25 protein-coding genes and 1 riboswitch are annotated in these 22,099 nt (G+C 69.1%); of the genes, 10 read left to right on the forward strand and 15 right to left on the reverse strand.

What is annotated here, in order from left to right; translation table 11 throughout:
- Position 1: 1 nt before the first annotated feature.
- The 4 genes from AB0B64_RS16665 to AB0B64_RS16680 all read right to left on the reverse strand — a co-directional run bounded on the left by AB0B64_RS16665 (position 2) and on the right by AB0B64_RS16680 (position 4,898).
- Positions 2-916 carry a sugar ABC transporter permease gene (locus AB0B64_RS16665; RefSeq protein ID WP_357956123.1) on the reverse strand — a complete coding sequence of 305 codons (915 nt, stop codon included), beginning with the start codon at positions 914-916 and terminating at the stop codon, positions 2-4.
- Positions 917-919: 3 nt separating this feature from the next.
- Positions 920-2,365, reverse strand: coding sequence for an N-acetylglucosamine/diacetylchitobiose ABC transporter substrate-binding protein (gene ngcE / locus AB0B64_RS16670; protein ID WP_357956125.1), 1,446 nt, complete (start codon positions 2,363-2,365; stop codon positions 920-922).
- Between the two features lie 192 nt (positions 2,366-2,557).
- The gene (locus tag AB0B64_RS16675) at positions 2,558-3,772 is read right to left on the reverse strand and encodes an aminotransferase class III-fold pyridoxal phosphate-dependent enzyme (RefSeq protein WP_357956127.1); all 1,215 of its coding nucleotides are present in this window, start codon (positions 3,770-3,772) and stop codon (positions 2,558-2,560) included.
- A gap of 52 nt (positions 3,773-3,824) precedes the next feature.
- Positions 3,825-4,898 carry a PfkB family carbohydrate kinase gene (locus tag AB0B64_RS16680; RefSeq protein WP_358178240.1) on the reverse strand — a complete coding sequence of 358 codons (1,074 nt, stop codon included), beginning with the start codon at positions 4,896-4,898 and terminating at the stop codon, positions 3,825-3,827.
- 73 nt (positions 4,899-4,971) lie between these two features.
- On the opposite strand from AB0B64_RS16680, the gene AB0B64_RS16685 reads away from it, so the two are divergent.
- Positions 4,972-5,556, forward strand: coding sequence for a TetR/AcrR family transcriptional regulator (locus AB0B64_RS16685; RefSeq protein ID WP_358178242.1), 585 nt, complete (start codon positions 4,972-4,974; stop codon positions 5,554-5,556).
- Between the two features lie 167 nt (positions 5,557-5,723).
- On the opposite strand, the gene AB0B64_RS16690 is transcribed toward AB0B64_RS16685, so the two are convergent.
- Positions 5,724-6,311, reverse strand: a complete 588-nt coding sequence (locus AB0B64_RS16690) for an HD domain-containing protein (RefSeq protein ID WP_357956135.1) — start codon at positions 6,309-6,311, stop codon at positions 5,724-5,726.
- 112 nt (positions 6,312-6,423) lie between these two features.
- Positions 6,424-7,335, reverse strand: a complete 912-nt coding sequence (locus AB0B64_RS16695) for an AraC family transcriptional regulator (protein ID WP_357956137.1) — start codon at positions 7,333-7,335, stop codon at positions 6,424-6,426.
- A gap of 140 nt (positions 7,336-7,475) precedes the next feature.
- On the opposite strand from AB0B64_RS16695, the gene AB0B64_RS16700 reads away from it, so the two are divergent.
- The 3 genes from AB0B64_RS16700 to AB0B64_RS16710 all read left to right on the forward strand — a co-directional run bounded on the left by AB0B64_RS16700 (position 7,476) and on the right by AB0B64_RS16710 (position 9,557).
- Positions 7,476-8,117 carry a DsbA family protein gene (locus AB0B64_RS16700; protein ID WP_358178244.1) on the forward strand — a complete coding sequence of 214 codons (642 nt, stop codon included), beginning with the start codon at positions 7,476-7,478 and terminating at the stop codon, positions 8,115-8,117.
- Positions 8,118-8,163: 46 nt separating this feature from the next.
- Positions 8,164-8,814 carry an NAD(P)H-binding protein gene (locus tag AB0B64_RS16705; RefSeq protein ID WP_358178246.1) on the forward strand — a complete coding sequence of 217 codons (651 nt, stop codon included), beginning with the start codon at positions 8,164-8,166 and terminating at the stop codon, positions 8,812-8,814.
- A gap of 104 nt (positions 8,815-8,918) precedes the next feature.
- The gene (locus AB0B64_RS16710) at positions 8,919-9,557 is read left to right on the forward strand and encodes a class II aldolase/adducin family protein (RefSeq protein ID WP_357956144.1); all 639 of its coding nucleotides are present in this window, start codon (positions 8,919-8,921) and stop codon (positions 9,555-9,557) included.
- Between the two features lie 4 nt (positions 9,558-9,561).
- Here the strand turns inward: AB0B64_RS16710 and AB0B64_RS16715 are convergent, their stop codons facing one another.
- Positions 9,562-11,130, reverse strand: a complete 1,569-nt coding sequence (locus tag AB0B64_RS16715; protein ID WP_358178248.1) for a DUF885 domain-containing protein — start codon at positions 11,128-11,130, stop codon at positions 9,562-9,564.
- 22 nt (positions 11,131-11,152) lie between these two features.
- Between AB0B64_RS16715 and AB0B64_RS16720 the strand changes: the two genes are divergently transcribed.
- Complete coding sequence (locus tag AB0B64_RS16720; RefSeq protein WP_358178250.1) at positions 11,153-12,418, forward strand: DUF4032 domain-containing protein; 1,266 nt, start codon at positions 11,153-11,155, stop codon at positions 12,416-12,418.
- A 29-nt stretch (positions 12,419-12,447) separates the two neighbouring features.
- Here the strand turns inward: AB0B64_RS16720 and AB0B64_RS16725 are convergent, their stop codons facing one another.
- Complete coding sequence (locus AB0B64_RS16725; RefSeq protein ID WP_357956151.1) at positions 12,448-13,050, reverse strand: NAD(P)H-binding protein; 603 nt, start codon at positions 13,048-13,050, stop codon at positions 12,448-12,450.
- A 234-nt stretch (positions 13,051-13,284) separates the two neighbouring features.
- Between AB0B64_RS16725 and AB0B64_RS16730 the strand changes: the two genes are divergently transcribed.
- Genes AB0B64_RS16730 through AB0B64_RS16745 form a run of 4 tightly spaced genes read left to right on the forward strand, consistent with a single transcriptional unit; the run spans position 13,285 to position 15,341 of the window.
- Positions 13,285-13,662, forward strand: a complete 378-nt coding sequence (locus AB0B64_RS16730) for a roadblock/LC7 domain-containing protein (protein ID WP_357956153.1) — start codon at positions 13,285-13,287, stop codon at positions 13,660-13,662.
- Between the two features lie 3 nt (positions 13,663-13,665).
- The gene (locus tag AB0B64_RS16735) at positions 13,666-14,547 is read left to right on the forward strand and encodes a hypothetical protein (RefSeq protein ID WP_357956155.1); all 882 of its coding nucleotides are present in this window, start codon (positions 13,666-13,668) and stop codon (positions 14,545-14,547) included.
- Between the two features lie 29 nt (positions 14,548-14,576).
- Positions 14,577-14,951, forward strand: coding sequence for a roadblock/LC7 domain-containing protein (locus AB0B64_RS16740; RefSeq protein ID WP_357956157.1), 375 nt, complete (start codon positions 14,577-14,579; stop codon positions 14,949-14,951).
- Positions 14,952-14,969: 18 nt separating this feature from the next.
- On the forward strand, positions 14,970-15,341 hold the full coding sequence (locus AB0B64_RS16745) for a hypothetical protein (RefSeq protein WP_357956160.1): 372 nt from the start codon (positions 14,970-14,972) through the stop codon (positions 15,339-15,341).
- 115 nt (positions 15,342-15,456) lie between these two features.
- On the opposite strand, the gene AB0B64_RS16750 is transcribed toward AB0B64_RS16745, so the two are convergent.
- The 4 genes from AB0B64_RS16750 to AB0B64_RS16765 form a co-directional block, all read right to left on the reverse strand.
- Positions 15,457-16,302 (reverse strand): alpha/beta hydrolase, encoded by an 846-nt coding sequence (locus AB0B64_RS16750; protein ID WP_357956162.1) that lies wholly within the window; start codon positions 16,300-16,302, stop codon positions 15,457-15,459.
- 125 nt (positions 16,303-16,427) lie between these two features.
- Positions 16,428-17,186, reverse strand: coding sequence for a hypothetical protein (locus AB0B64_RS16755; RefSeq protein ID WP_357956164.1), 759 nt, complete (start codon positions 17,184-17,186; stop codon positions 16,428-16,430).
- Positions 17,187-17,366: 180 nt separating this feature from the next.
- Positions 17,367-17,501, reverse strand: a riboswitch (cyclic di-AMP (ydaO/yuaA leader).
- A gap of 165 nt (positions 17,502-17,666) precedes the next feature.
- Positions 17,667-17,867 carry a DUF5302 domain-containing protein gene (locus tag AB0B64_RS16760; RefSeq protein ID WP_357644044.1) on the reverse strand — a complete coding sequence of 67 codons (201 nt, stop codon included), beginning with the start codon at positions 17,865-17,867 and terminating at the stop codon, positions 17,667-17,669.
- A gap of 47 nt (positions 17,868-17,914) precedes the next feature.
- Positions 17,915-19,363: an MDR family MFS transporter gene (locus AB0B64_RS16765; protein WP_357956169.1), complete on the reverse strand. Its 1,449-nt coding sequence runs from the start codon at positions 19,361-19,363 to the stop codon at positions 17,915-17,917.
- 56 nt (positions 19,364-19,419) lie between these two features.
- Between AB0B64_RS16765 and AB0B64_RS16770 the strand changes: the two genes are divergently transcribed.
- Positions 19,420-19,956, forward strand: coding sequence for a PadR family transcriptional regulator (locus tag AB0B64_RS16770; RefSeq protein WP_357956171.1), 537 nt, complete (start codon positions 19,420-19,422; stop codon positions 19,954-19,956).
- 17 nt (positions 19,957-19,973) lie between these two features.
- Here the strand turns inward: AB0B64_RS16770 and AB0B64_RS16775 are convergent, their stop codons facing one another.
- From AB0B64_RS16775 to AB0B64_RS16785, 3 genes are all read right to left on the reverse strand, one after another.
- Positions 19,974-20,831 carry an aldo/keto reductase gene (locus AB0B64_RS16775; protein WP_357956173.1) on the reverse strand — a complete coding sequence of 286 codons (858 nt, stop codon included), beginning with the start codon at positions 20,829-20,831 and terminating at the stop codon, positions 19,974-19,976.
- A gap of 42 nt (positions 20,832-20,873) precedes the next feature.
- Positions 20,874-21,530, reverse strand: a complete 657-nt coding sequence (locus tag AB0B64_RS16780; RefSeq protein ID WP_357956176.1) for a CDGSH iron-sulfur domain-containing protein — start codon at positions 21,528-21,530, stop codon at positions 20,874-20,876.
- A 94-nt stretch (positions 21,531-21,624) separates the two neighbouring features.
- On the reverse strand, positions 21,625-22,053 hold the full coding sequence (locus tag AB0B64_RS16785) for a MarR family winged helix-turn-helix transcriptional regulator (protein ID WP_357956179.1): 429 nt from the start codon (positions 22,051-22,053) through the stop codon (positions 21,625-21,627).
- Positions 22,054-22,099 lie beyond the last annotated feature (46 nt).

Raw genomic sequence — 22,099 nt, forward strand, 5'->3', positions numbered from 1 at the left:
GTCAGAGCTCGATCCTCTCGCGCCGCGTGGTGCGCAAGGTCAGCACCGCGAACGTCACGGTGAGAAAGAACAGCACGACCCCCATCGCCGAGGCGTAGCCGACCTTGGAATAGGTGAACGCGGTCTTCCATATCTCCACGGGCAGCACGGTCGTCGCCCCGTCGGGCTCTCCTTTGTCCCCGGCGAGTACGAGGATCAGCGCGAACCCGTCGAACGCCGCGATCCCCAAATACACCCAGCCCACCTGGATGGTGTCGCGCAGCAGTGGCAGCGTTATCGAGAAGAACAGCCGCGCCCGCCCGGCCCCGTCGAGCGCCGCCGCCTCGAAATAGTCCTTCGGAATGGCGGCCATTCCCGCCGAGAAGAGCACCACGTAGAATCCGACGGCCTGCCAGATCATCACCGCCAGAATCGCCCAGAGGGCCAGGTTCGGCTCGATCAGCCAGCCGACGGGATCGAGGCCCAGCTTGACCAGGAGTCCGTTGATCACGCCGCTCTCGTCGGGCCGGTAGACCGCCTTGAACAGCACCCCGACCACGGCCACGGCGAGCACCTGGGGGAAGAAGAACACCACCCGATAGAACCTCGACCCCCAGATCCCCTTCATTCCCGCGCCGCGCGTTCCCCCGCCCAGGTTCAGTAGGAACGCGAAGAACAACGCGATGGCGACCGTCACGAGCGGCAGCACGAGCAGCAGGATTCCGTGATTGCGCAGGGCCCGCCAGAAGACCTCGTCCCCGAATAACCGGGTGAAGTTGTCCAGCCCGATGTAGTGCAGCCGCGACTTGTAGCCGTTCCAGTCCGTCAGGGAGATCTGGAACGCCTGGATGTAGGGGCTGATCACGAACACCGAGTAGAGAGCGACAGGAACGGCGAGAAACGCGGCGACGAACCCGTACTTGCGCAACCGCTCCATGGGCTAGTTGCTCCGCGTCTGCTTGACGACGGACGAGTCCTTCTTGATGGCGTCCGCCTTCTTCTGCATGTTCTGGCAGAACTTCTCGGGCGTGATGCGCCCGGCCATGACCACGTTTATCTGCTGGGTGCCGTAGTCGAACAACTCCTTGTACCAGCCCTCGAAACGGGCGTCGGTGATGATGTTCTGGCCGGCGGCGTCCTGTGCCTTGGCCGCGCTCTTGAGGCCGGGGGTGAGATCCAGCCCCTCGGCCGCGCCGTTGACCACGGTGAGGTTCAGCGTCTTCTCGGTGAAGCCCTTGGCCCCTTCCTTCGACAGCATGATGCGGAGATACTCCAGGCCGCCCTGCGGGTTCTTGCCTTTGGCGGAGACGAAGAAGTTCTCGCCGACCCCCACCTGGATGGCCCCGTACGGCATCTTGTCGGCGGCGGTGACATCGGGGATCGGCGCGATGGCGTACTCGAAGTCCTTGGGCTTGTCCTTGGCCATCTCGTTCTCGATCCACGAGCCGACCGGGTAGAAGAGCAGCTTGTTCTGGAGCTGCTTGACCTGGGTCTGGGTGTGGTCGAGGCCGAAGTACGCCTTATCGCCATAAAGCGTCTGGATCTCCACCCAGGCGGTCACCGACTGCTTCACCGGCTCGGCGTTCCAGGCGTTGTCGACCAGGTTGTCGATGTCGATGAGGACCTGGTTGCCGCCGATCTTGGCGGCCGTGTAGAGGGCGTTCCAGAGCTGGTAGTACGGGCCCTTCTGCCCGGGATAGGCGAACAGCAGGATGCCTTCCTTCTTCGCCGTGTCGCCGAGCGCCTTGAACTCCGCCCACGTCTTAGGAAGCGCCCACCCCTTGTCCGCGAAGAGCTTGGCGTTGTACCAGAGCGCGCGGTGGGAGACGGTGTAGTTGAGGACCAGGTCCTTGTCGTCGATCTTCGCGTTGTCCAGTACGGCCGGCGTCACGGTGTCGCGGACCTTCTTGGCCGGGTCGTCCAAGGACGGCGCGTCGAACAGCGCGGTCAGGTCGGCCAGCTGGCCCTCGCCGGCCATGGCGGCCAGGTCGAGCGCCTCGGGGCCCGAGTTGTTGACCACATCGGGCACGTCGCCGCTGGCGAAGCGCGGGCGCAGCTGGGTGCCGATCTGCTGGGTCGCGTTGTGCTTGACCGTCGCGCCGGGGAACCTCTTCTCGTACATCTTCTCGTGCAGGTCCTTGGCGTACGCGTCGCCGTAGCCACCGCTGAAGATCGTGACCTCCAGCGGCTTCTTGGCGTCGACGCCGAACGGGTTCTTCGGGTCGGCGGAGACGGCGATCGAGCCGGTCGGCGTCACGGTGGGCTCGTCGCCGGCACCGCTGGTGGCGCAGGCGCTCAGCAGGCCCGCGCCGGGGCCGGCGACGAACGCGGTCATGCCGATTCGGCGCAGCAGCTGACGCCGAGTGATCTCTCCCGGGTGGGTCATGGGGGCTCCTGAAGAGGACGAATTAGGAAAGTTTCCTAACCGTTTGCCCGAAGGTACGAACGGCCGGGCGCACTCGTCAAGGGGCGCAATCGAGCCGTAACACCTTTGCCGCGATCCTCCGCAGAAAGGACATTAGATGCCTGCCGCCCAAACGGCCACCCACCGCCGGCCCGAAGCGCGCTCGGGGTCCCGTCAGCCGAAGTGCGCCCGGGTCTCGGCGAAGGCCAGGTCGGTGCCCTCCAGAGCCCGGGCCACGTCCTCCTCCGTGTGCGCCGCCGACATGAACCAGTTGTGCCACGGGTGGATGTACACGCCATGCCGCAGGCAGGCGTCGCTCCAGTACATGGCGGTCGACAGGTCTGCGTCGCCGTCGAAGCTCAGCCACGGGATCGTCACAGGTCCGGTCTGATTCACCACGAACCCGTGCGCCTTGGCCTGCCCGTACAGCCCGTCACGCAGCTGCGTCCCGGCCCGCTCCATGGCCGCGATGCCGTCGGTGTCGCGCAGCGTCTCGATCGTCGCCTTCGCCGCCGCCATCGCCACGGCCGAGAACCAGAACGAGCCCGTCGAATACAGCGTCTGAGCCGGTCCGCGCAGCGCGTCCGTGCCGGTCACGGCGGCTATGGCGTAGCCGTTCGCCATGGCCTTGGACCACGCCGTCAGGTCCGGCCGTACGCCATAGGGCTCCCACGACCCCCGCAGGTCGATCCGGAACCCCGCACGGACGTCGTCGATCACCAGCGCGGCCCCGATCCGGTCGGCCAGCGCCCGCGCGGCCCGCGCGAAAGCGGGCTCCACCAGCTCCTGGTCCTCGAAGGAGTCGTGCTTGAACGGCGTCACGATGATCGCCGCGACCTCCCCCTCGACCGTGGCGGCCGCGGCCTCCAGCGACTCGATCGAGTTGTAGTCGAACTCCACCAGGTCGGCCCGCTCGTTCGGCGTCGTCCCGGCGAGCGACGGCGTGCACCAGGGGTCGGCCCCGTGGTAGGCGCCGTGGGCCATCAGCACCTTCGTCCGGCCGGTGGCCGCTCTGGCGACCATGAGAGCCTGGGTGGTGGCGTCGGTGCCGTTCTTGGAGAACATCGCCCAGTCGGCGCTGGGCACGGTGTCGACCAGCAGCTCGGCCAGCTCGACCATGATCGGCCCCGGCCCGTTGAGGCAGTCACCGAGAGCCAGCTGCCGGGCGGCCGCCTCCTCCACGCGCGGGTGCCGATGCCCGAGCACCACCGGGCCCCAGCTGCACATGAAGTCGATGTACTCGCGGCCGTCCACGTCCCACTGGCGGCACCCTTCGCCGCGCTCGAAGAACTGCGGGTATCCGGGGGCGAAGATCGCTGCGTTGAGATGCCCGTACATGCCGCCGGGCACGACCTTCAACGCCCGCTGACGAAGCTCAGCGTCTGTCATCTGAAATCCCTCTCCAAGTTCCACGAGTCGAATACAGCAGCCGGCGGCAGGGTCATGCCAGGAGGGCGAGGGTGGATTCGAGGTCGGTGAGGCCCGCGTCCGAGCCGAGTCCGGTGGCGACCTGGGCGGCGGCGGCCGTGCCCCAGCGGGCGGCGCCCACCACGTCCTGTCCGTGCAGCAGCCCGGTGATGAACCCGGCGCAGTACGCGTCCCCGCAGCCGGTCGTGTCGCTGACCTCGACCTTGAGCGCGGGCACCTGCTCGATCCCCGCCTCGGTCACCACCAGGCTTCCCTCGGCCCCCATAGTGACGAGCACCCCGCGCGGCCCCTCCCCCAGCAACGCCAGGGCCGCCGCTGACACCTCCGCCACGGAAGGCGACGAAGCCGACGGAGGCGAATCGCCCTCGGCGGCGGAGGTGTCTCCCGCCGCCGAGCCAGAGCCGATGTCGGAGCCGGAGCCGGAACCGATGTCGGAGCTGGAGCCCGAGTCGGTGCCCGAGTCGGAGCCGGAGTCGGCGGTGAGGCCGGCTGCCATGAGGAGCGCCTGGGAGTCGTTCGGGAGGACATAGTCCACGTGCGGGAGGAATGCCCGTGCCATCCCCAACAAGTCCGGCATTTCCGACAGCAGGTCCATCGTCACGATCACCCCGGCCGCCCGGAGCGAGTCCAGCAGCGCGAAGAACGCCGGATCCCCCAGCCCGAACGTCACGTCCATCCCGCCCAGATGGACGGCCCGCACACCACGCAGCCGCGCCTCGTCCAGGTCCGCCGGCGTGACCCCGAGGTTCGCCCCGGGGACGTGGAAGCTGGGGCGCCCGCCGTCGGGTCTGATCGGCAGGATCGACGCCGCCGTCTGCTCGCCGGCCTTGCGAGTGAGCAGGGAAACGTCCACGCCGCGCTTGGCCATCACCGCCACCAGGAAGTCCCCGAGCTCGTCGTCCCCGATCGCGCCCATGGAGACGACCTCGTTGCCCAGTTTGACCAGGTCGACCGCCGTCCCGGCCGCGGATCCCGCGGCGGTCAGCCGGATCTGGTCCACCAGGGCGGTGTCCTGCCCTTCCGGGATGTACGAGACGGGCCTGGCGAGGATGTCGACGATGTGCACGCCGATCGTGGCGACGGTCATGGGTCTAAATAGACAGACGTCCGAATAAAAAGTCAATATGCTCAGGACAGCGCCGAAGAAGGGGGCCACCTGGATGCCGAAGATCGTTGACCATGACGAGCGCAGGCGCGAGGTGCTCTCAGCCGCCCGCCGGGTGATCGTCAGGGACGGCATCGACGCCGCCACGACCCGGGCCATCGCCAAGGAGGCGGGCTACTCCAACGGCGTGCTGGCGCACTATTTCGCCGACAAGGACGAGATCCTGCTGTCGGCGCTGCGGCAGTCCCACCAGCGCATCCGCGAGCGCCTGACACGCAAGATCGAGGGCGCCACCGGCCTGGCCGCCCTGCGTGAGCTGCTGCTGGACAACCTGCCCCTCGACGCGGAGCGTACCCAGGAGACGCGTCTGGAGGTCAGCTTCTGGAGCCGCAGCCTGGCCTCGGAGCGGCTCGCCGAGGTTCAGCGGACCGAGGCCGCCGAGCTCCGCGGCGTTGTACGGACGCTGCTCGGCGAGGCTCGTGCGGCGGGCGAGCTCACCACCGACGAGAACCTCGACGACATCACGGAGCGCCTCCTGGCGCTGGTCGACGGGCTCAGCCTGCACCTGCTGCTCTATCCCGGCCGCCTGGCCCGCGTGGACCTGGAGCGCCTGATGCTCGCCACTCTCGACCATCTGTGATGGTCTTTAAAAAGACCTTCCATCCTGTACGGCAAGCCGCCCAACCCGCCAACGGCCGCACGTGGCGGGCGTCTGTCCAGGGAGACGCCCGCTGACCGGGCGCGACGTCCCGCCGCAACGGCGCTTGGTCACCCGATTCGGCCCTCATCCTCGGCCAGGTGCGGAGGTCACTCTTCGGCCTGTCGCTCGCGTAGGTACCAGGCTGCGATCGAGTATGGCGGTGCCGCGGCCTGGGAGCGGGCGGCATGCTCGACGATCGCGTCCTGCATGAAGCGCAGGTCGGCGGGTCGGGGGTATGTGGCGTAGATCGGCTGGAGCGTCGCGGCGCCGAGGTCGGTGAAACTACCGGCGTCGGTGAAGACACCTTTGTGGGTCAGGTAGGTCAGTACTCCGCGCCGGTCGGCGATGCCCACGGAGGAGTGCAAGGCGATCGCTTCCCACACCCGGTCGACGTCCGTCGCGGCGACGCCGTGCTCGGTCAGCACGGATGCCGCCAGATCGGCGCCTTCCACTTCGAACCGGGCCTGGCCGGTCGCGAGGGTGCCCAGCCCCAGATCGTGCATCACGCAGGCGGCGAAGAGCAGGTTCTCGTCGTAGGCCGCGTCGTTCAGGGAGCCTTCCTGCTCGGCCAGCAGGCGGGCGAACAGGAAGCTGCGGATGCTGTGCTCGGCGATCGGCGTGCTCTCCGACTTCCGTACGAGGGCGAGGCTCGCGTCGGCCAGCGGCCCCGTGGGCAGGGCGAGTATGTCGTTCATGCCGCGACCGTATGAGGGCGGGGCGAAGAACGAGAAGAGGCCCGAGTGCCATGCACCGCCAGGATCGGGCCATGACTTCGACGGATTGATCGGCACCAGGTGGCGGTCCTCGTCATGCCCGGGCCGAGCGATACCGACCACGGAAGGTGGCCGGTGTGCTGTCGGTGCGCTGGGCGAAGTACTTGACGAAGTTGCTGGTGTCGAGGAATCCGAGGCGGACCCCGATGCTCGCGACAGGTTCGTCCCCGTGGGCGAGGAGGCGTTTGGCCTCCAGCACGACGCGACGGTCGATGAACTCCTTGGCGCCGACGCCGGCCGCGGCGAGCGCGGCCCGGGTCAAGGTGCGCGGCGAGTATCCGAGGGCGCGTGCGTAGTGTCCGACGTCGCGGGCCCGGGTGAATTCGGTTTCGACGGCGGCGCGGAAGCGCTGGAAGGTCTCCGCGTGCTCGGCGGGCAGGGTGCCCACGGGTGCGGTCAGATGGGCCAGGCGCAGCAGGAGCACGGCGAGCAGCCGCTGGAGGATGGCGGAGCGGGTGGGAGCCGGCACGTGGGTGGTGCCGTATTCGCAGGCGAGGTGGTCAAGGGCCCTGCGCAGGGCCGGGGCGTCCTCTCCGGCGAGCTGCCACAGGGTGCGTCCGAAGGGGTCGTCGAGGCGGACGTCGGTGGCGGTGGCGGGGTCGAGGAAGTCGGGCTGGAACAGCACCAGGGTGCCGGTCGCCGCGCTGAGGTCGCCGAAGCGCTGTACCTGGCCGGGGCGGACCCACAGCAAGGTGCCGTCGGTGACGGCGTAGTCGGCGAAGTCGACCATGTGCCACAGCAGCCCCTGTTCCACCGTGAGGAGCAGATGGAAGTCCGGGCGCTGTGCGCGGCCGGCCCCCTCGGCGTCCCGGGCGCCTTCCGCCCCGCCGGGCCCACGCATGCGGCGGCGCAGTTCGGCGATCGGCATCACCTCGACACCGACCGCGCCGGCCGGCGGCGGGACGTACTGGATCTCCGGGATCGCCTCGTGTCCGTTTTTCACCACGATGAGTCCTCGCCGTACCTGGGCGGAACCTTTCCCGGCTCCTACCTTTGAAGTCAGTCGAGAGCATATGCGGCGGCAAGGGCGTCGCAGCTCCCGGCCGATATCGATGACTGACTTCTACCAATGTCAGGAGGCACCGAATGACAGACCGCATCCGTCTGACGTACGCGTTCGACGCCTACTGCGGCTGGTGCTACGGCATGGGTCCGGCGCTGCGGCAGTTCGCCGACGGCAACGCGGACCGTATCGAGCTGCGGGTGTTGTCCGGGGGCCTCTTCTCCGGCCCGCACGCCATGCCCGTGGCGGCGTACCCGCACATCCCGGACGCCACCCGGCGCATCGCCGCCGCCACCGGCGTCGCCTTCGGTGACGGTTACCAGCGCACCCTGGCCGAGGGAACCATGGTGCTGGACTCCACCGACGCCGCCACCGGGCTGGTCGCGCTGAGCCGCCAGGCTCCCAAACGCAGCCTTGAACTGGCGAGCGCCCTCAACCACGCCTGGTGCGTCGACGGCCACAGCCTCTCCGATGTCGACGTGTACCGATCCATCGCCGCCGGGCACGGCCTCGACGCCGACGCCGTCGCCGAAGCCTTCCTCGACCCGGCCACCCGCGCCGAAGCCGAAGGCGGCTTCCGGGAACTGCGCCGGCTCGGCGTCGACGCCTACCCGACGCTGCTCCTGCACGCCCCCACCGGCATCCACCGGCTCGGCGGCCCGCTCTCCAGCGCCCGCCGGCTCACCGAGGCCCTCGATCGGCACCTGGCCCCCGCCTCCACCTGACCTGCCCCCCGAACCATCACGACAGACGAAGAAGGAAAGCACTGCCATGACGAACATCGCCGTCTTCGGCGCCAACGGCACCATCGGCTCGGCCATCGTCCGCGAGGCCCTCGACCGTGGCCACACCGTCACCGCCGTCGTCCGCGACCCGGCCAAGGTCACCGAACGCCACGCGAACCTGAGCATCACCACCGGCGACGTCCTCGACGCCCAGTCGGTCACCGCCGCCGCGAAGGGCCACGACGTCCTCGTCAGCGCTGTCGGCGGCGGTGACGGCCCCGGCCACGTCGCCACCATCAAGCCTGCCGCCATCGCCCTCACCGAAGCGCTGCGGACCCTCGGTGGGCAGGCACTCCGCCTGATCACCGTCGGCGGCGCCGGCTCCCTGCGCACTCCCGACGGCAAGCAGGTGTGGGACGCCCCGGGCCTGCCCGACTTCCTGCTGCCGATCATGCACTCCCACGGCGACGCCCTCGACTACTACCGGACCGTCACCGACGTTGACTGGACCAGCATCAGCCCGGCGGCCATGATCGAGCCCGGCACCCGCACCGGCGGCTACCGCACCGCCCTGGACGACCTCGTCATCGACGGCGACGGCAACAGCACCATCTCTGTGGAGGACTACGCTGTCGCCCTCCTCGACGAGATCGAACGGCCTGCCCACCACCGGCAGCGCTTCGCCGTCGGCTACTGACCGACAGGCGCACACGTGTCCGGCCCGCCACTTCCCGTGGGAAGCGGCGGGCCGAACACCCCTGGCATTGCCGCATTTCGGACGACCGACTACATTGCTCCGCCATGAGCCTCCGCGAGCAGCTGTGCGAGTACGGACAGAGAGCCGTCGAGCAGGGCCTGGTCATCGGCACGTCGGGCAACCTGAGCATGCGCCAGGGCGACCTGGTCGCGGTCACCCCGTCGGGGGTCGCGCTCGACCGGCTGACGCCGGAGATGTGCCCGATCGTGGACATCGAGGGTTACCTGGTCGAAGGCGACCTGCAGCCGTCCTCGGAGACCCCGATGCACCTGGCCGTCTATGAGACCACCGGCGCGCAGGCCATCGTCCACACGCACTCGGTGTTCGGGACCGTCGTGGCCACCACGATGACCGAGCTGCCACCGGTCCACTACAACGCGCTGTTGCTGGGCGGGGTGGTGCGGGTGGCCGAGTACGCGACGTACGGGACGCCGGAGCTGGCGGCCAACGTCCGGGCGGCGCTCGACGGCAAGCAGGCGGCGCTCATGGCCAACCACGGCGGCGTCACCATCGGCGCCACGCTCGAGCAGGCCTTCGAGGCCACCCGGTTACTCGAATGGCTGTGTGAGGTGTACGTGCGGGGGCTGAGCGTCGGCAAGCCCACGATCCTGACCGACGAGCAGCTCGCGGCCGTGATCGACCGCTCCCTCAACCCCCCGGCCTTCCCCCGCCGCAACAACTGAGGGGTTACAGGTGGGCCGCCTGTTCGGCCAGTCCCAGCGGCAGGCCGCCCGAGCCCGCGATCTTGTCGTGGAACGACTTCAGCGACCCGTCGTACGACTCCCTGATCCGGTCGATCTCGATCGCGCCCGTCAGGTAGGACGGCGCCTGCGTGGGCCAGGCGCAGTAGCGGTTGACCTCCCCCTGCGCCGTTCCGGGCGACAGTGACGCCTTCGTCGCCATGAACGTCTCCGCCTCCTCGATCGACATGTCCTCGCAGTGCAGCGCCGTGTCCACCACGATGCGGGCCGCGCGGAAGATGCGGCAGTCCAGGTGCGCCAGCTCGGTGGCGAGCGTGTCGAAGTAGCCCTGCTCGTGCAGCACCTTCTCGACGTAGAGGGCCCAGCCCTCGGTGAAGTACGGGGTGCGGAACACGTTGCGCACGGTCCGGGTGTTGCTCGCCATGTGCGACAGGTGCCAGTGGTGGCCGGGATAGGCCTCGTGGACGGCGATCGACGGCATCTGGGCCCGCGAGTTCGTCCGCAGGCGCTGCCGTACCTGCTCCTCGGTGAAGCCGTCAGGCGTGTACGGCACGAAGAACACGCCGGTACGCGAGCTGCTCAGCGGCGGCGGCGACAGGTAGTGGGCCACGGCCAGGACCGGCCTGGTGTATTCGGCCGAGGGCAGCACCAGGCACTCCTCCCCTTCGGGGAAGGTCACCAGGTCGCGTTCCCTGACGAACTCGCGGGCCCGGTGGGTCTCGGCCTCGTACTCGGCCCGCATGTCGGCCAGTGTGGCGGGATGGTCGTCCATCAAGGACTCCATCGCGGCGCGCCAGTCCTCGGTGCCGTTGAGCCGCCTGGTGACCTCGCGCATCCGCGCGTCCAGCGACGCCCAGGCCGCCTTACCCTTTTCGTGCAGCTCGGCGGCGCCGTACCCGAGCAGTTCGCGCTCGCGCAGCAGCGTCGAGTAGAGCCGCTCGCCCATCCGCCAGGTGCCGCCGCACTTGAACTCTTCGAGGAAGGTGACGAACGCATCGAAAGCGGCGGCGGCCGGCTCGGCGGCGGACGCGAGCCGCGCGCGCAGCTCCGGGTCCGTCACCATCGACGGGATGGTCTTGGTGAGGAAGTTGCGCCCGGTGCGCGCCTGCCCGAGGCCGCGCTGGACGAGCAGCGGCGCCGCGAGCTCGGCGTCGAGGTTGGCCCGGCAGGCGGCCAGCACGTCCGGCACCTCGGCCAGCCGGGAGAGGGCGGCGGCCACCAGCTCGGGCTCGGGCTTGAGCCGCCGCTGGAACGGCGTGAACATGGAGGTGAAGATCGCCGACAGGTAGACGGCCGGGTCGCGCCGCCAGTCCGGCCAGGAGGCGAGGGCGATGGAGCCCCTCAGCTGAGACAGGACGAGATCCCTGTCGATCGCGTCGTCCGGTGTCGGCGTCTCCAGTCTGGAGAGCCGGTCCAGCCAGACGACCTCTTCCCGCTCACGGGCGGCGAAGGCGGCGGCGGTGAAGTCACCGAGCGTGTGATCGTAGCCGTCGGCTCCCAGGGTGCTGGCGACGACGGGACGACCGGAAAAGTACCACTTGAGAAACTCGTCCACGTCCGCACAATATCCTGGGCATATGCCCCTACAGATCACCGGCGCGCTCGGCAACCCCGACCTGATCCGCCTGCCTTGGGAGGTCCCTCTCGCCGACTGGCCGACGCATCACATGGTCGACCTGCCGCGCGGTATCTCGCGGCACGTGGTGCGGTTCGTGCGGCTGTCCGGCAACGTGTACGCGATCAAGGAGATCAGCGAGCGGTACGCCAGGCGGGAGTACCAGCTGCTGTGGGACCTGGCCAGGCTCGACGCGCCGTCGGTCGAGCCGATCGCCTTCGTCACCGGCCGGGACGAGGGGCTCGACGCGGCGCTGATCACCCGGCACCTGCAGTTCTCGCTCCCCTACCGCGCGGTCATGTCGGGCACGCTGCGGCCCGACACGCTCACCCGGCTGCTGGACGCGCTGGCCGTGCTGCTGGTGCGGCTGCACCTGATCGGCTTCTACTGGGGCGACTGCTCGCTGTCGAACACGCTGTTCCGCAGGGACGCGGGCGCCTTCGCCGCCTACCTCGTGGACGCGGAGACCGGCGAGATGCATCCGATGATCAGCGAGGGCCAGCGGCTCGGCGACATCGAGACCGCGCACATGAACATCTTCGGCGAGATGCTCGACCTGGAGGCGGGCGGGCTGCTGCACCCGTCGATCGACCCCATGGACACCGCCGAGGACATCGTGACCCGCTACCACCGGCTGTGGAACGAGATCACCCAGGACGAGATCATCGAGGAGGTCGACTGGCACCGGGTGGAGCAGCGGATCAGGCGGCTCAACCTGCTGGGCTTCGACGTGGCCGAGATGATGGTGCGGCGCAAGGTCGGCACCGGGCGGCTCATCGTCCGGCCCAAGGTGGTCGACGCCGGGCACCACCAGCGGCGGCTGCTCCGGCTGACCGGGCTCGACGTCGAGGAGAACCAGGCCAGGCGGCTGCTGAACGACCTCGACGGGTTCCGGGTCGCCAAGGGCCTGCGGCACGAGGACGAGGCGATCGTGGCGCACCGGTGGCTGGCCGAGGTGTTCCAGCCGACGGTCGAGGGCATTCCGGCCCGGCTGCGCGGGAAGCTGGAGCCCGCGCAGCTGTTCCACGAGGTGCTGGACCACCGGTGGTACCTGTCGGAGGCGGCCGGGGCCGACGTGGGCATCGCGGCCGCCGTGAAGTCGTACGTGGACAAGGTGCTCGTCCACAAGCCCGACGAGAAGGCCCTCCTGCCCGAGGAGCCGGGCGGCCTCATGGAGGAGGCGGACGACCTGCTTGAGGAGTCGGACCTTGAGGAGTCGGACCTTTAGGAGTCGGACCTTAAGGAGTCGGACGGAGTTCAGTAGGCGACCGTGATGCGCCGGCGCGGGTGCTCGCCCTTCTCCACCTCGTCGGCGATCGCGATCGCGTAGTCCTCGGCGGAGATGCGGCTGTTGCCCTCGGCGTCCGTGAGAAGCTGGTCACCGCCGACACGGAAGTGTCCGGTGCGCTCTCCGGGCGCGATCTCCGCGGCCGGGGAGACGTAGGTCCAGTCGAGGTCGTCGACCTCGCGGTAGAGGCCGAGAGCGCTCCGCTGGGCCAGCGCTTCCTTCTTGTACATGTCCGGGAAGCCGGGCGTGTCGACCAGGTCGACACCGGGCGCCACCTCCAGGCCGCCGGCGCCGCCGACGACGACGAGCCGCCCGACCCCGGCGGCGCGGACGCCGTCGATGAGGGCGCGATGGGCGTCGAGGAACGGCCCCTCGGGCTCGCTCCCGTCGCGGGGCGGAGCGATCGCGCAGATCACGGCGTCATGGCCGCGGCCCAGCGTGGCGGCGTCGCGCACATCTCCCTTGACCGGTCCCGACCTGCTGACACCGGTCACCTCGTGGCCGCGGGCCGCCAGCTCGGCGGCGATGCGCTGACCGACCATACCGGTCGCGCCAAAGAGAAGAATCTTCATATTCTCCAGAGTATCCATTGGATACTGGCGAGCTGGGCCGAGAATAATGTGAGCAATACTCTTAAATGTCGCAAGCAATACCCCTAATCAGGAAATCTCCGTCGCGGTTAGGTTTTTCTCCACCTTGGCCGTAGACATCTTTAACCTCATACATATCTCGCTTTATCCGATCACCCGGCCGTCATCCGCCGCTCCTACGCTGTCCCAGTCCTCATGACGGCGTGGGAGGGTCACGTGCTGGGACTGGATGACTGCCTGACCGAGGTCATGGCGATACCAGGGGCGTTGGACGCGATGCTGGTGGACCAGACGAGCGGCATGGCCGTGGCCATCAGCGGACCGCCGCAGGGCGTGGACGCCGAGAGCTCCGCCGCCGCCCTGACCGAGACACTGCGCGCGACCATGGACGGCCTGGCCCGCTCCTGCCCCGGCGAAACTGTCCGGATCGACGACATGCTGGTCACTACCGACAAAGGCCATCATTTACTGAGATTCCTCGAAACGGTATTCGAGGGGCCGCTCGTCATTTACCTGCGCCTCGACCTGGAACGGTCGAATCTCGCCCTGGCGCGATACCGCCTGCTGAACATCTCCCGCCAATTGCTCACCTGAGCCATGGCACCGCTGGACACGCTTCTGACCGGTCTAGCCCGTGAACGGGCCACGGGCGCCCTCCGCGTGGGCCGGGCCGGGACGATCTTCCTCAGCGAGGGCCGGGTCACGTACATGGAGTGCGCCCAGACCCCCGGCGTCGAGCGGCTGCTGGCGGCGCGCGGGCGGCTGCCGGAGACGGCGCTGCGCAGGCTGCAGGCCGACGGGGGCTGCGCGCGCCTGCTGGAGGAGGGGCCCGTCACGCTGGGCGAGCTGCAGTACTGCGTGCTCGGGGCCGTCCTGGACGCCGCGTTCTTCCTGCTGCCGGCCGGCGGGTCGCGGCCGAAATTCCGGCCGGGCGAGCAGCACTGGCTGGGCGGGCAGTGGTTCTTCGACGTGGCGGGCCTGCTGCGGGAGTGCGCGCGCCGCCGCGCCTATCTCGCGCAGATCTGGCCGTCCGCGCAGCTGGACACGGCTCCGGTACGGCCGGCGCAGTGGCTGCCGGGCAGCGGGGTGACTCTGGACTCGGTCCAGTGGGAGGTCCTCACCGGGGCCGGGGCCGAGGCGACACCGCTCGACCTGGCCAAGCGGATCGGCAGGTCCGGCTATTCGGTGCTGCTGGCCGTACGGAGGATGGCGGCGGCCGGGCTGCTGGCACCGCCCGTGGAGCCGACCACCACCACGCGCGCCCCGGAAGAGAGCGCGACGAAGACCGGTGAGCACAGGGCGAAGACCGCCGGAGACGGGCAGGGGGCGCTGCCGCAGCGGGGGCGCGTGGCCGCCGGCCAACGGCCGCCGCACGATCCCCGCACCCCGGGCCTGCCGCTCGGCCCGCCGGTCACGGCGGACCCCACGGACCTGGCCCTGCTGATGCGCCTGAAGAAGGCGCTGGAGGAGCTGACATGAGGTTCCCCCGCCCGCAAAGGAGGCCACCGGTGGAGCTGCGTGAAGAGGTGCTCAGGGAGATGGTTCTCCTGCGCGAGCGCACTCCGGACATCAGCGGGAGCGTCGCCTGCACGGTTGACGGCATGAGCATCGCCTGCGACAACGCCGACGACAGTGGCGAGCAGGTCGCCGCGCTGTCCGCGGCGCTGCTCGCGCTGAGCAGGCGAATGACGATCATGACCGGCCAGGGCGTACTGGAGGAGACGCTCATCTCCGGCACCGCCGGCTTCGCCGCCTTCTACGCGGCGGGCCCCACCATCGTCCTCGCAGTCCTGGCTGAGCCCGGCACCAATCTCGGGCTGCTCCGGCTGGAGGGGCGCAAGACGGCGGCCAGCGTGGCCGCCATCTCAGCACGGATTCACTGAGCTTGAACGGAGGAAGGCATGGCCAGCATGGACGTCTCTCTCAAGGAGATGATGACGATCGACGGCTCGCTCGGCGCGGTGATCGTCGATCACGGCAGCGGCATGGCGCTGGGGGCGCTCGGCGGCTCCAAGGACCTGGATCTCCAGGTCGCCGCGGCGGGGAACACGGAGGTGGTCAAGGCCAAGCTGCGCACGATGGACTCGCTGGGGCTCAAGGACTCCATCGAGGACATCCTGATCACGCTCGGCGGCCAGTACCACATCATCCGGCCGATCACCGGCCGCGGCGGCAAGGGGCTCTTCCTCTATCTCGCCCTGGACCGGGCGCGGGCCAACCTGGCCCTGGCCCGGCACCAGCTCCGCGGGATCGAGGAGAAGCTGGAGGTCTGAGAGATCCGGTGGCTCGCGTCCGGGCGCGGCGGACACGAGCCACCGACCTCCACCGATCCCTGAACAGCCTGGTCCCTGAACAGCCTGATCCCTGACCGGCCTGATTCCTGGTGCGTCAGCTCGTGGTGAGCTTGGTGATGGCGCCGACGATGTCCGGCCAGAGCGGCCGGGGCAGGTCGTGGCCCATGCCGGGGAACGTCAGCAGCGTGGCGCCTGGAATCGCCGCCGCCGTGGCGTGGCCGGCGGCGACCGGGACGAGCCGGTCGGCCTCGCCGTGGATGACCAGGGCGGGGATCCCCAGCGTGCCGAGCTGCTCCGTGCGGTCGCCGGAGGCCATGATCGCGGCCAGCTGCCGGGTCGTGCCCGGCGGGTCGAAGCACCGGTCGTACGCCTGGCCGGACAGCCGGAGGATGCGTTCCCGGTCCATGTCGAAGCCGGGCGAGCCGATCACCGCCCAGGTCCTCAAGGACTGGGCGAGCACGGCGTCCCGATCAGTCGGGGGCGCGGCGAGCAGCACCGCGCTGGCCTCCGGCGTGGGCGGGGCCACGTCCGGGCCGGGCGTCGACATGATCGAGGTAAGGGTCAGGACCCGCTCGGGGTGCCGGATGGCGAGCGTCTGGGCGATCATGCCGCCCATCGAGGCGCCCACGACGTGGGCGGCGGGCCAGCCGAGGACGTCCATCAGCCCGGCCGCGTCGTCGGCCATGTCATCCAGCAGATACGAAGAGGACGTCCCCAGTGTGGGAACGCCCTCGTCGTGCAGGTGTGTGGAGAGTCCGGAGTCACGGTTGTCGAATCTGACAACGTGATGGCCCTGCTCCGCCAGGAGCTCGCAGAGCTCGTCGTCCCAGTGGATGAGCTGGGCGCCGAGCCCCATGATGAGGAGCAGGGGACGTCCGCCGGGTGAGCCGAAGGTCTCGTACGCGATCTCGATGCCGTTCGCGGCTGCAAGCGTGGTCACGAGGTCAGAATGACATTCTGTTTCCCGCGACGCAAAGACCGCCGGCTCCGAAACCGACGACCATCAAGGCCGTCGGCTCCGGACCTGACGGCCGTCAGCAAAACCGTCTTCGGACCTGACGGTTGTCAGCGCCGGACGAGCTTGCGGATCCGGTCGCGGCCGACCGTCACGCCACCGCCGAACATCGCCAGCGCGACCGCCGCGGCGGCGCCACCGATGGCGTTCGATTCGACGACCTTCTTGTCAGCGACCTTCTCCTCAGCCTTGTCGGCCTTCTTGGCGGCCACCGGCACGGCCTTGGCGGGAGCGGGCTTGACCGCGGCGGGCTTGTCGCCCTCGGCCACGATCTTCGGGGGCTTGGCGGGGTTGCGGTCCACGACGGCGTACGCACCGGTCGAGAAGGGCTGCGGGTAGTTCTTCTTGCCCGGACCGCTACCCCACTTGGTGATGACGTAGTCGATCTTGATGTGGCCCGCGCCACCGTTGCCGTCCACGCCCAGCGTGCTGGAGTTGAAGCGGCCACCGGTCAGGGCGGCGAAAGTCTTGGCGTCGAGGTCGAGCATGACGCCGCTGGAGGACGGCACGCCCGGACCGCGGTCGCCGACGAAGAAGGGCATCTTCTTGCCCTTGTAGACGACGTAACCCTCGGTCATGAGCGGCCAGCTCGGGCTGGCGGCGAGCCCCTTCTGCATGGGCTTGCCGCTGGCCGGCAGCCCGGTGTCCCCGGCGCGGCCGGAGGAGTCGTCCCAGAAGTAGGACGCGGTGGTCTTGCCCTTGAGCAGGACCTTCTTGTCGTTGCCGGTGTCGGCGTGTGCGGCGGTGCCTGCGCTGATGGAGATCGCGCCTACGAGGGCGGCGGTGAGCATAGCAGAGCGAACAGACATGAAGCAGTGAAGTCCTTTATACGGGAAAAGGGGATCGCGCTCGTGAAAGGTGGGCGTAGCCGGGCAAGACGCCAAACGGTCGCTACGCGGAGCGTGGAAGAGCGGGGGGAAGGCGCCGGTCAGTCTGCGGACGACAACACGCGGGCTGGCGGCACGACGCGGGGGTTACGCATGCGGTAGGTGTCCTCTCCATCTCGCCTACCGGGTTAGCTGACGGGTTCGGACGTGGAGATGCCCTACCGACCGAGGTCGGATTCACCCCTAAGGAACGTTGGTTCCCCGGTTCCCGCGAGCGGGATTCGGCGCCTGCCGGTTGGTACTCCCCTGTTGAAGCCCCAAAGTCACCGGCTGGTAACTCCATGAACTATAGGTACCGAACCGGACAAAGGCAAACATAAGCCCATGAAACGGGCGAAGATCTACCTAGAGGGTCAAGAAAAAAGGGGGGTACGGCATGCCGTACCCCCAGAAAAGCTCAGGTCAACCGCCGCTCTTCCGCCTGAAAGAACGCTTGCTGGCGGCGGGCCCGTGAGCGCCGTGAATCTTGGAAGGGTCGTTGCCCCTGCCACCCGCGCTCGAGTCAGCATGCTGGTTACGCTTGCGCTCCAGCGCCTCGCGGAACTTGCGCTTCATCTCGTCCTCGGGAGTTTCGTCGACTTCCGGCTCCGGTGTTTCCGCCATGAGGACCTCCTGGTGTTGGGGACAAGGACAGCTTCGCATGACGGCGCTCAGGACGCGAAACTGGCCTCGACCTTGGGCTGTGGGGTTTCCCGGTCGATCCGCACACCGGGCATGGCGATCAGGGCGACCAGCGCCACGAGGGCGCCCGCGACCCCCAGCGAGGGGATGACCAGGGCCGCGGCCGAGGCGTGCGCGGCGGCCAGTCCGTGCAGCGGCGCCTCGGTGGCGATGACGGAGGTGTAGGCGGTGCCGGCCAGGGCCAGGGCGACCGAGCCGCCGATCTGGCGGAAGAACGTCAGGTTGGCCGAGGCCGTACCCATGTACTGGGGCGGCACCGAGTTCGACACGGCCACGGTCAGGCCGGAGAGCATCGGGCCCATGCCGAGGCCGATCAGCGCCATCCACCCGACGAGCACCCAGGGCGGCGTGTCCAGCGTCAGACCGGCGCACAACAGCGTGCCCACGACCAGCAGGAACGGCGCCGCCACCAGCCACGGCTTGTAGACGCGCGTCCGGCTGATCAGCGCGCCCACGACCATGCTGCCCACCACCATGGCCAGGGTCAGCGGGTAGATCCGCAGCCCCGACTCGGTGGCGCTGGCGCCGAGCGCCTCCTGGAAGTAGCGCGGCAGGAACACCACGCCGGCGAACATGCAGAAGGCGGTGAAGAAGGAGGTCACGTTGACCAGCGTGTACGTACGGTTCCGAAACAGGTGCAGGGGCATGATGGGCGCCTCGGCCCGCATCTCCACCACCACGAACACCACGAGCGACACCAGAGCCAGCGCGATCGGCCCGATCACCGGCACGCTGGTCCAGGTGTGGCCGTCGAGCCCCTTCTCGGTCAGGCCGATGAGCAGCGAGCTAATGCCAACTGTGAAGACCCCGATTCCCAGGTAGTCGGGCCGCCCGCCGCCATGTCCCGGCCGGCGCGGCAGGCGCAGCACGATGATCGCGATCAGCACCAGGCCGATCGGCACGTTCACATAAAAGGCCCAGCGCCAGCTCGCGTGGTCGGTGAAGAGCCCGCCCAGGAACGGCCCGGCGAGGTAGCTGAGCGCCATCACTCCGCCCATCGCGCCCTGCACCCGGGCTCCGCCCTTCTCCGGCGGGAACAGTTCGAGCACCAGGGCGATCGACAGCGGCAGCAGCGCGCCCGCGCCCAAGCCCTGCAACGCGCGGAACAGGATGAGCTGCGTCATGTCCTGCGCCACCCCGCATAGCGCCGACCCCAGGAGGAACACGGACATGCCGATCAGCAGCAGCGGCTTCCTGCCGTGCTGGTCCGACAGCCTTCCATAGAGGGGCACGGTCACGGTCGAGGTCAGCAGGTAGGCCGTGACGACCCAGGTGTAGAGATCGACGCCGCCCAGTTCCGTGATGATCCGCGGCAGGGCCGTACCGACGATCGTCTGGTCGAGCATTCCTAAGAACATGCCGCCGAGCACGGCGACCAGCAGGAGGCCATCGCCTCTGCGCTTCGTGTCAGTATTCACGTGTGGAGAGTGACATGTAAGGATTGACATGTCAACCCTTTGCTATGCTTGCCGACATGTCCCTACGGATCGCGCTGCTCGGGCTCCTCGACGCCAAGGGGCCGGCCAGCGGCTACGACCTGGCGAAATCCTTCGAGCGGTCGCTCAATCACGTCTGGCAGGCCGGGCACACGCAGATCTACCCGGAGCTGGTGAAGATGGCCGCCGACGGGCTGGTGGCGGTCGAGTCGGAGGGGGCGCGCGGACGGAAGATGTACGCGATCACGCCCGAGGGCGCGGAGCAGGTGCGCTCCTGGCTGGTCGAGCACGAACCGGTCGGTGCGATACGCAGCGAGGTGGCCCTCCAGGCGTTCCTGCTTCCGCTGCTCGACAGGGAGTCGGCCATCGCGGTGGTCGAGCGCATCAGGGCGGGGTTCCAGCAGCGGCTGGCCGTCCTGGAGTGCAAACCCGAGGACGGATCGAGGCTCGGCCGGTACGCGCTCAACCTCGGCCTCACACAGGGCCGTTCGGCGCTCGCCTGGGCCGATGAGACCCTGGCCGAGCTGCGCGGGCTGGAGCCGGCCGACCAGCCGGCCCCAGCCCACTTGCTATAGATCTAAGAAGCGTCCAGCTAAGAAAGCAGGGACAGCTCCTCGGCGGTGAGGACGAGGTCGGCCGCGGCGGCCGAGTCGATGATGCTCTCCGGCCTGCTGGCCCCCGGGATGGGGATCACCACCGGGCTGCGCGCCAGCTCCCAGGCCAGGCAGACCTGCTGCGGCGACACGCCCCGCGCCGCCGCCACCGTGCCGAACGCCGTGTGCTTGCCGCCGAGCTCGGACGCCGAGCTGATGCCGCCCAGCGGCGACCACGGCAGGAACGCCACCCCGAGCTCCGCGCACACGTCGATCTCCGGCTCGCTGGTCCGGAACTTCGGCGAGTACTCGTTCTGCACACTGGCCAGCCGCCCGCCCAGGATCTCGTGGGCGAGCCTGATCTGCTCCGGATTGGCGTTGGAGATGCCCGCCATCCGGATCTTCCCCGCGTCGAGCAGGTCGCGCAGGCCGCCGAGCGTCTCCTCGTACGGCACGGCGGGGTCGGGCCGGTGATGCTGATAGAGCCCGATCGCCTCCACCCCCAGCGCCTTCAAGGAGCGCTCGCACGCCTCGGCCAGGTAGTCCGGCCGGCCATTGACCTGCCACCCGCCACCCTCTATGCGAGTGTGGCCGCCCTTGGTGGCCACGAGCACGTCGCCGGTGTCGCCGCTCCAGCTCGCCAGGGCCTTGGCCACGATCCGCTCGTTGTGACCCACCTGGTCGGCCGACGGTGTGTAGGCGTCGGCGGTGTCGATGAGGGTGACTCCCGCGTCGAGCGCCGCGTGGATGGTCTTGATCGACTGGGCTTCGTCGGGCATGTGCCCCGCTACGGACATGGGCATGGCGCCGAGCCCGATGGCGCCGACATGGGCCTGGCCAATAGATCGTGTGTTCATGAACCCATCCTCCTCATGCCGCGGAGTCAGGTCGAACCGGGGTCAGGCGCCGGCAAAGCGGATGGTCACGTGCGAGCCATCGCAGAACGGCTTGTTCCTCGAGCTTCCGCACCTGCAGAGCGTGACCCGGTTGCGTACCTCGTAGTCCTGGCCGTCGGCCGAGGTGACCGGAATGCCGCCGCGTACCCAGATCGGCCCGCCCACGCCCGCCACCTCGTCCTCGACGATGCCGATGGACGGCGGCAACTCGGGCTCGATCGGCGCGCGAGACGCCCAGGCGGTGAGCCGGCCCGACGGGCAGTGCGCGGCCTGTCGCGCGGCGGTCTCGCCCTGTCCGGGGATCTTGAGGAGCTTCCATACCTGCCCGTCCGCATCGCAGAAGCGGGCGAAGGCACAGAACGCGGGCGCGTCGGTGAGCGCCAGCTCGGGCCCGGCCTGCTCCTCCGCCTGCCCCAGGTATGACCGCTGCGAGGCGGTCTCCGTGCCGTCGAACCGGACCCGCTCGTGGCTGCCGTCGCAGTAGGGCTTGTTCTGCGAACGGCCGCAGCGGCAGAGCTCGTACGACTCCGCGACCGGATATTCCTCGCCCTGGACCCACTTCGTCGACTGGCCCATCGCGTCGCCGCCGATGACCTGCCTGGCCATGGGGACCGATCCGGTCACCACGTAGGGACCGTCAGGCGTCACCTCGATGCGCATACGTCTCCACCTCCCGCGGGCGGGGGGCCGTGGACCATGCTTCCCGGCAGGCATCGGCCGAAACCCGCAGGCCGAGGCCGGTCTGGCCGCCTGTCTAGTCGCGGATGTTCTGCGCCAGCTGGGCGAGAATCTCCTCGAACGAGGCGGTCTGCTCCTCGCTGAGGCCCACGCGCAGGCGGGTGTCGAAGGCCATCGCCACCTCACGCAGCCGGTGGAACAACCGCTCCCCCTCCTCGGTCAGCTCGACCACGTGGACGCGCCGGTTGGCGGGGTCCCGGCGGCGGGTCAGCAGGCCGCCGCTCTCCATCGCGTTGAGGTGGTGGGTCAGCGTCGCCCCCTGGATGCCCACCGCCTCGGCGAGCTCGCGCTGGTTGCCCAGTTGCCGGGACTTGATCGAGATGAGGATCTGCCAGACCGGGGCCGACCCGCCGACGGAGGCGAGCGCGTCGTCGAAGGCCCGGCTCACGGTCCTGGCGGTGTTGGTGAGCAGCAGGCCGATCGGTGGCCGGAAGGGTGGCATCATGCCGCCAAGTTTAGCAGTGACATCTAATCGTTTGACATCTAATGCT

The organism is Nonomuraea sp. NPDC049129 (genome assembly GCF_040648495.1).
GTDB lineage: Bacteria > Actinomycetota > Actinomycetes > Streptosporangiales > Streptosporangiaceae > Nonomuraea.

Coding starts and splice junctions, on each gene's coding strand:
- AB0B64_RS16665 (WP_357956123.1), bottom strand. CDS start 916: ATGGAGCGGTTGCGCAAGTACGGGTTCGTCGCCGCGTTTCTCGCCGTT.
- ngcE (WP_357956125.1), bottom strand. CDS start 2,365: ATGACCCACCCGGGAGAGATCACTCGGCGTCAGCTGCTGCGCCGAATC.
- AB0B64_RS16675 (WP_357956127.1), bottom strand. CDS start 3,772: ATGACAGACGCTGAGCTTCGTCAGCGGGCGTTGAAGGTCGTGCCCGGC.
- AB0B64_RS16680 (WP_358178240.1), bottom strand. CDS start 4,898: ATGACCGTCGCCACGATCGGCGTGCACATCGTCGACATCCTCGCCAGG.
- AB0B64_RS16685 (WP_358178242.1), top strand. CDS start 4,972: ATGCCGAAGATCGTTGACCATGACGAGCGCAGGCGCGAGGTGCTCTCA.
- AB0B64_RS16690 (WP_357956135.1), bottom strand. CDS start 6,311: ATGAACGACATACTCGCCCTGCCCACGGGGCCGCTGGCCGACGCGAGC.
- AB0B64_RS16700 (WP_358178244.1), top strand. CDS start 7,476: ATGACAGACCGCATCCGTCTGACGTACGCGTTCGACGCCTACTGCGGC.
- AB0B64_RS16705 (WP_358178246.1), top strand. CDS start 8,164: ATGACGAACATCGCCGTCTTCGGCGCCAACGGCACCATCGGCTCGGCC.
- AB0B64_RS16710 (WP_357956144.1), top strand. CDS start 8,919: ATGAGCCTCCGCGAGCAGCTGTGCGAGTACGGACAGAGAGCCGTCGAG.
- AB0B64_RS16720 (WP_358178250.1), top strand. CDS start 11,153: ATGCCCCTACAGATCACCGGCGCGCTCGGCAACCCCGACCTGATCCGC.
- AB0B64_RS16725 (WP_357956151.1), bottom strand. CDS start 13,050: ATGAAGATTCTTCTCTTTGGCGCGACCGGTATGGTCGGTCAGCGCATC.
- AB0B64_RS16735 (WP_357956155.1), top strand. CDS start 13,666: ATGGCACCGCTGGACACGCTTCTGACCGGTCTAGCCCGTGAACGGGCC.
- AB0B64_RS16745 (WP_357956160.1), top strand. CDS start 14,970: ATGGCCAGCATGGACGTCTCTCTCAAGGAGATGATGACGATCGACGGC.
- AB0B64_RS16755 (WP_357956164.1), bottom strand. CDS start 17,186: ATGTCTGTTCGCTCTGCTATGCTCACCGCCGCCCTCGTAGGCGCGATC.
- AB0B64_RS16760 (WP_357644044.1), bottom strand. CDS start 17,867: ATGGCGGAAACACCGGAGCCGGAAGTCGACGAAACTCCCGAGGACGAG.
- AB0B64_RS16770 (WP_357956171.1), top strand. CDS start 19,420: ATGTCCCTACGGATCGCGCTGCTCGGGCTCCTCGACGCCAAGGGGCCG.
- AB0B64_RS16775 (WP_357956173.1), bottom strand. CDS start 20,831: ATGAACACACGATCTATTGGCCAGGCCCATGTCGGCGCCATCGGGCTC.
- AB0B64_RS16780 (WP_357956176.1), bottom strand. CDS start 21,530: ATGCGCATCGAGGTGACGCCTGACGGTCCCTACGTGGTGACCGGATCG.
- AB0B64_RS16785 (WP_357956179.1), bottom strand. CDS start 22,053: ATGATGCCACCCTTCCGGCCACCGATCGGCCTGCTGCTCACCAACACC.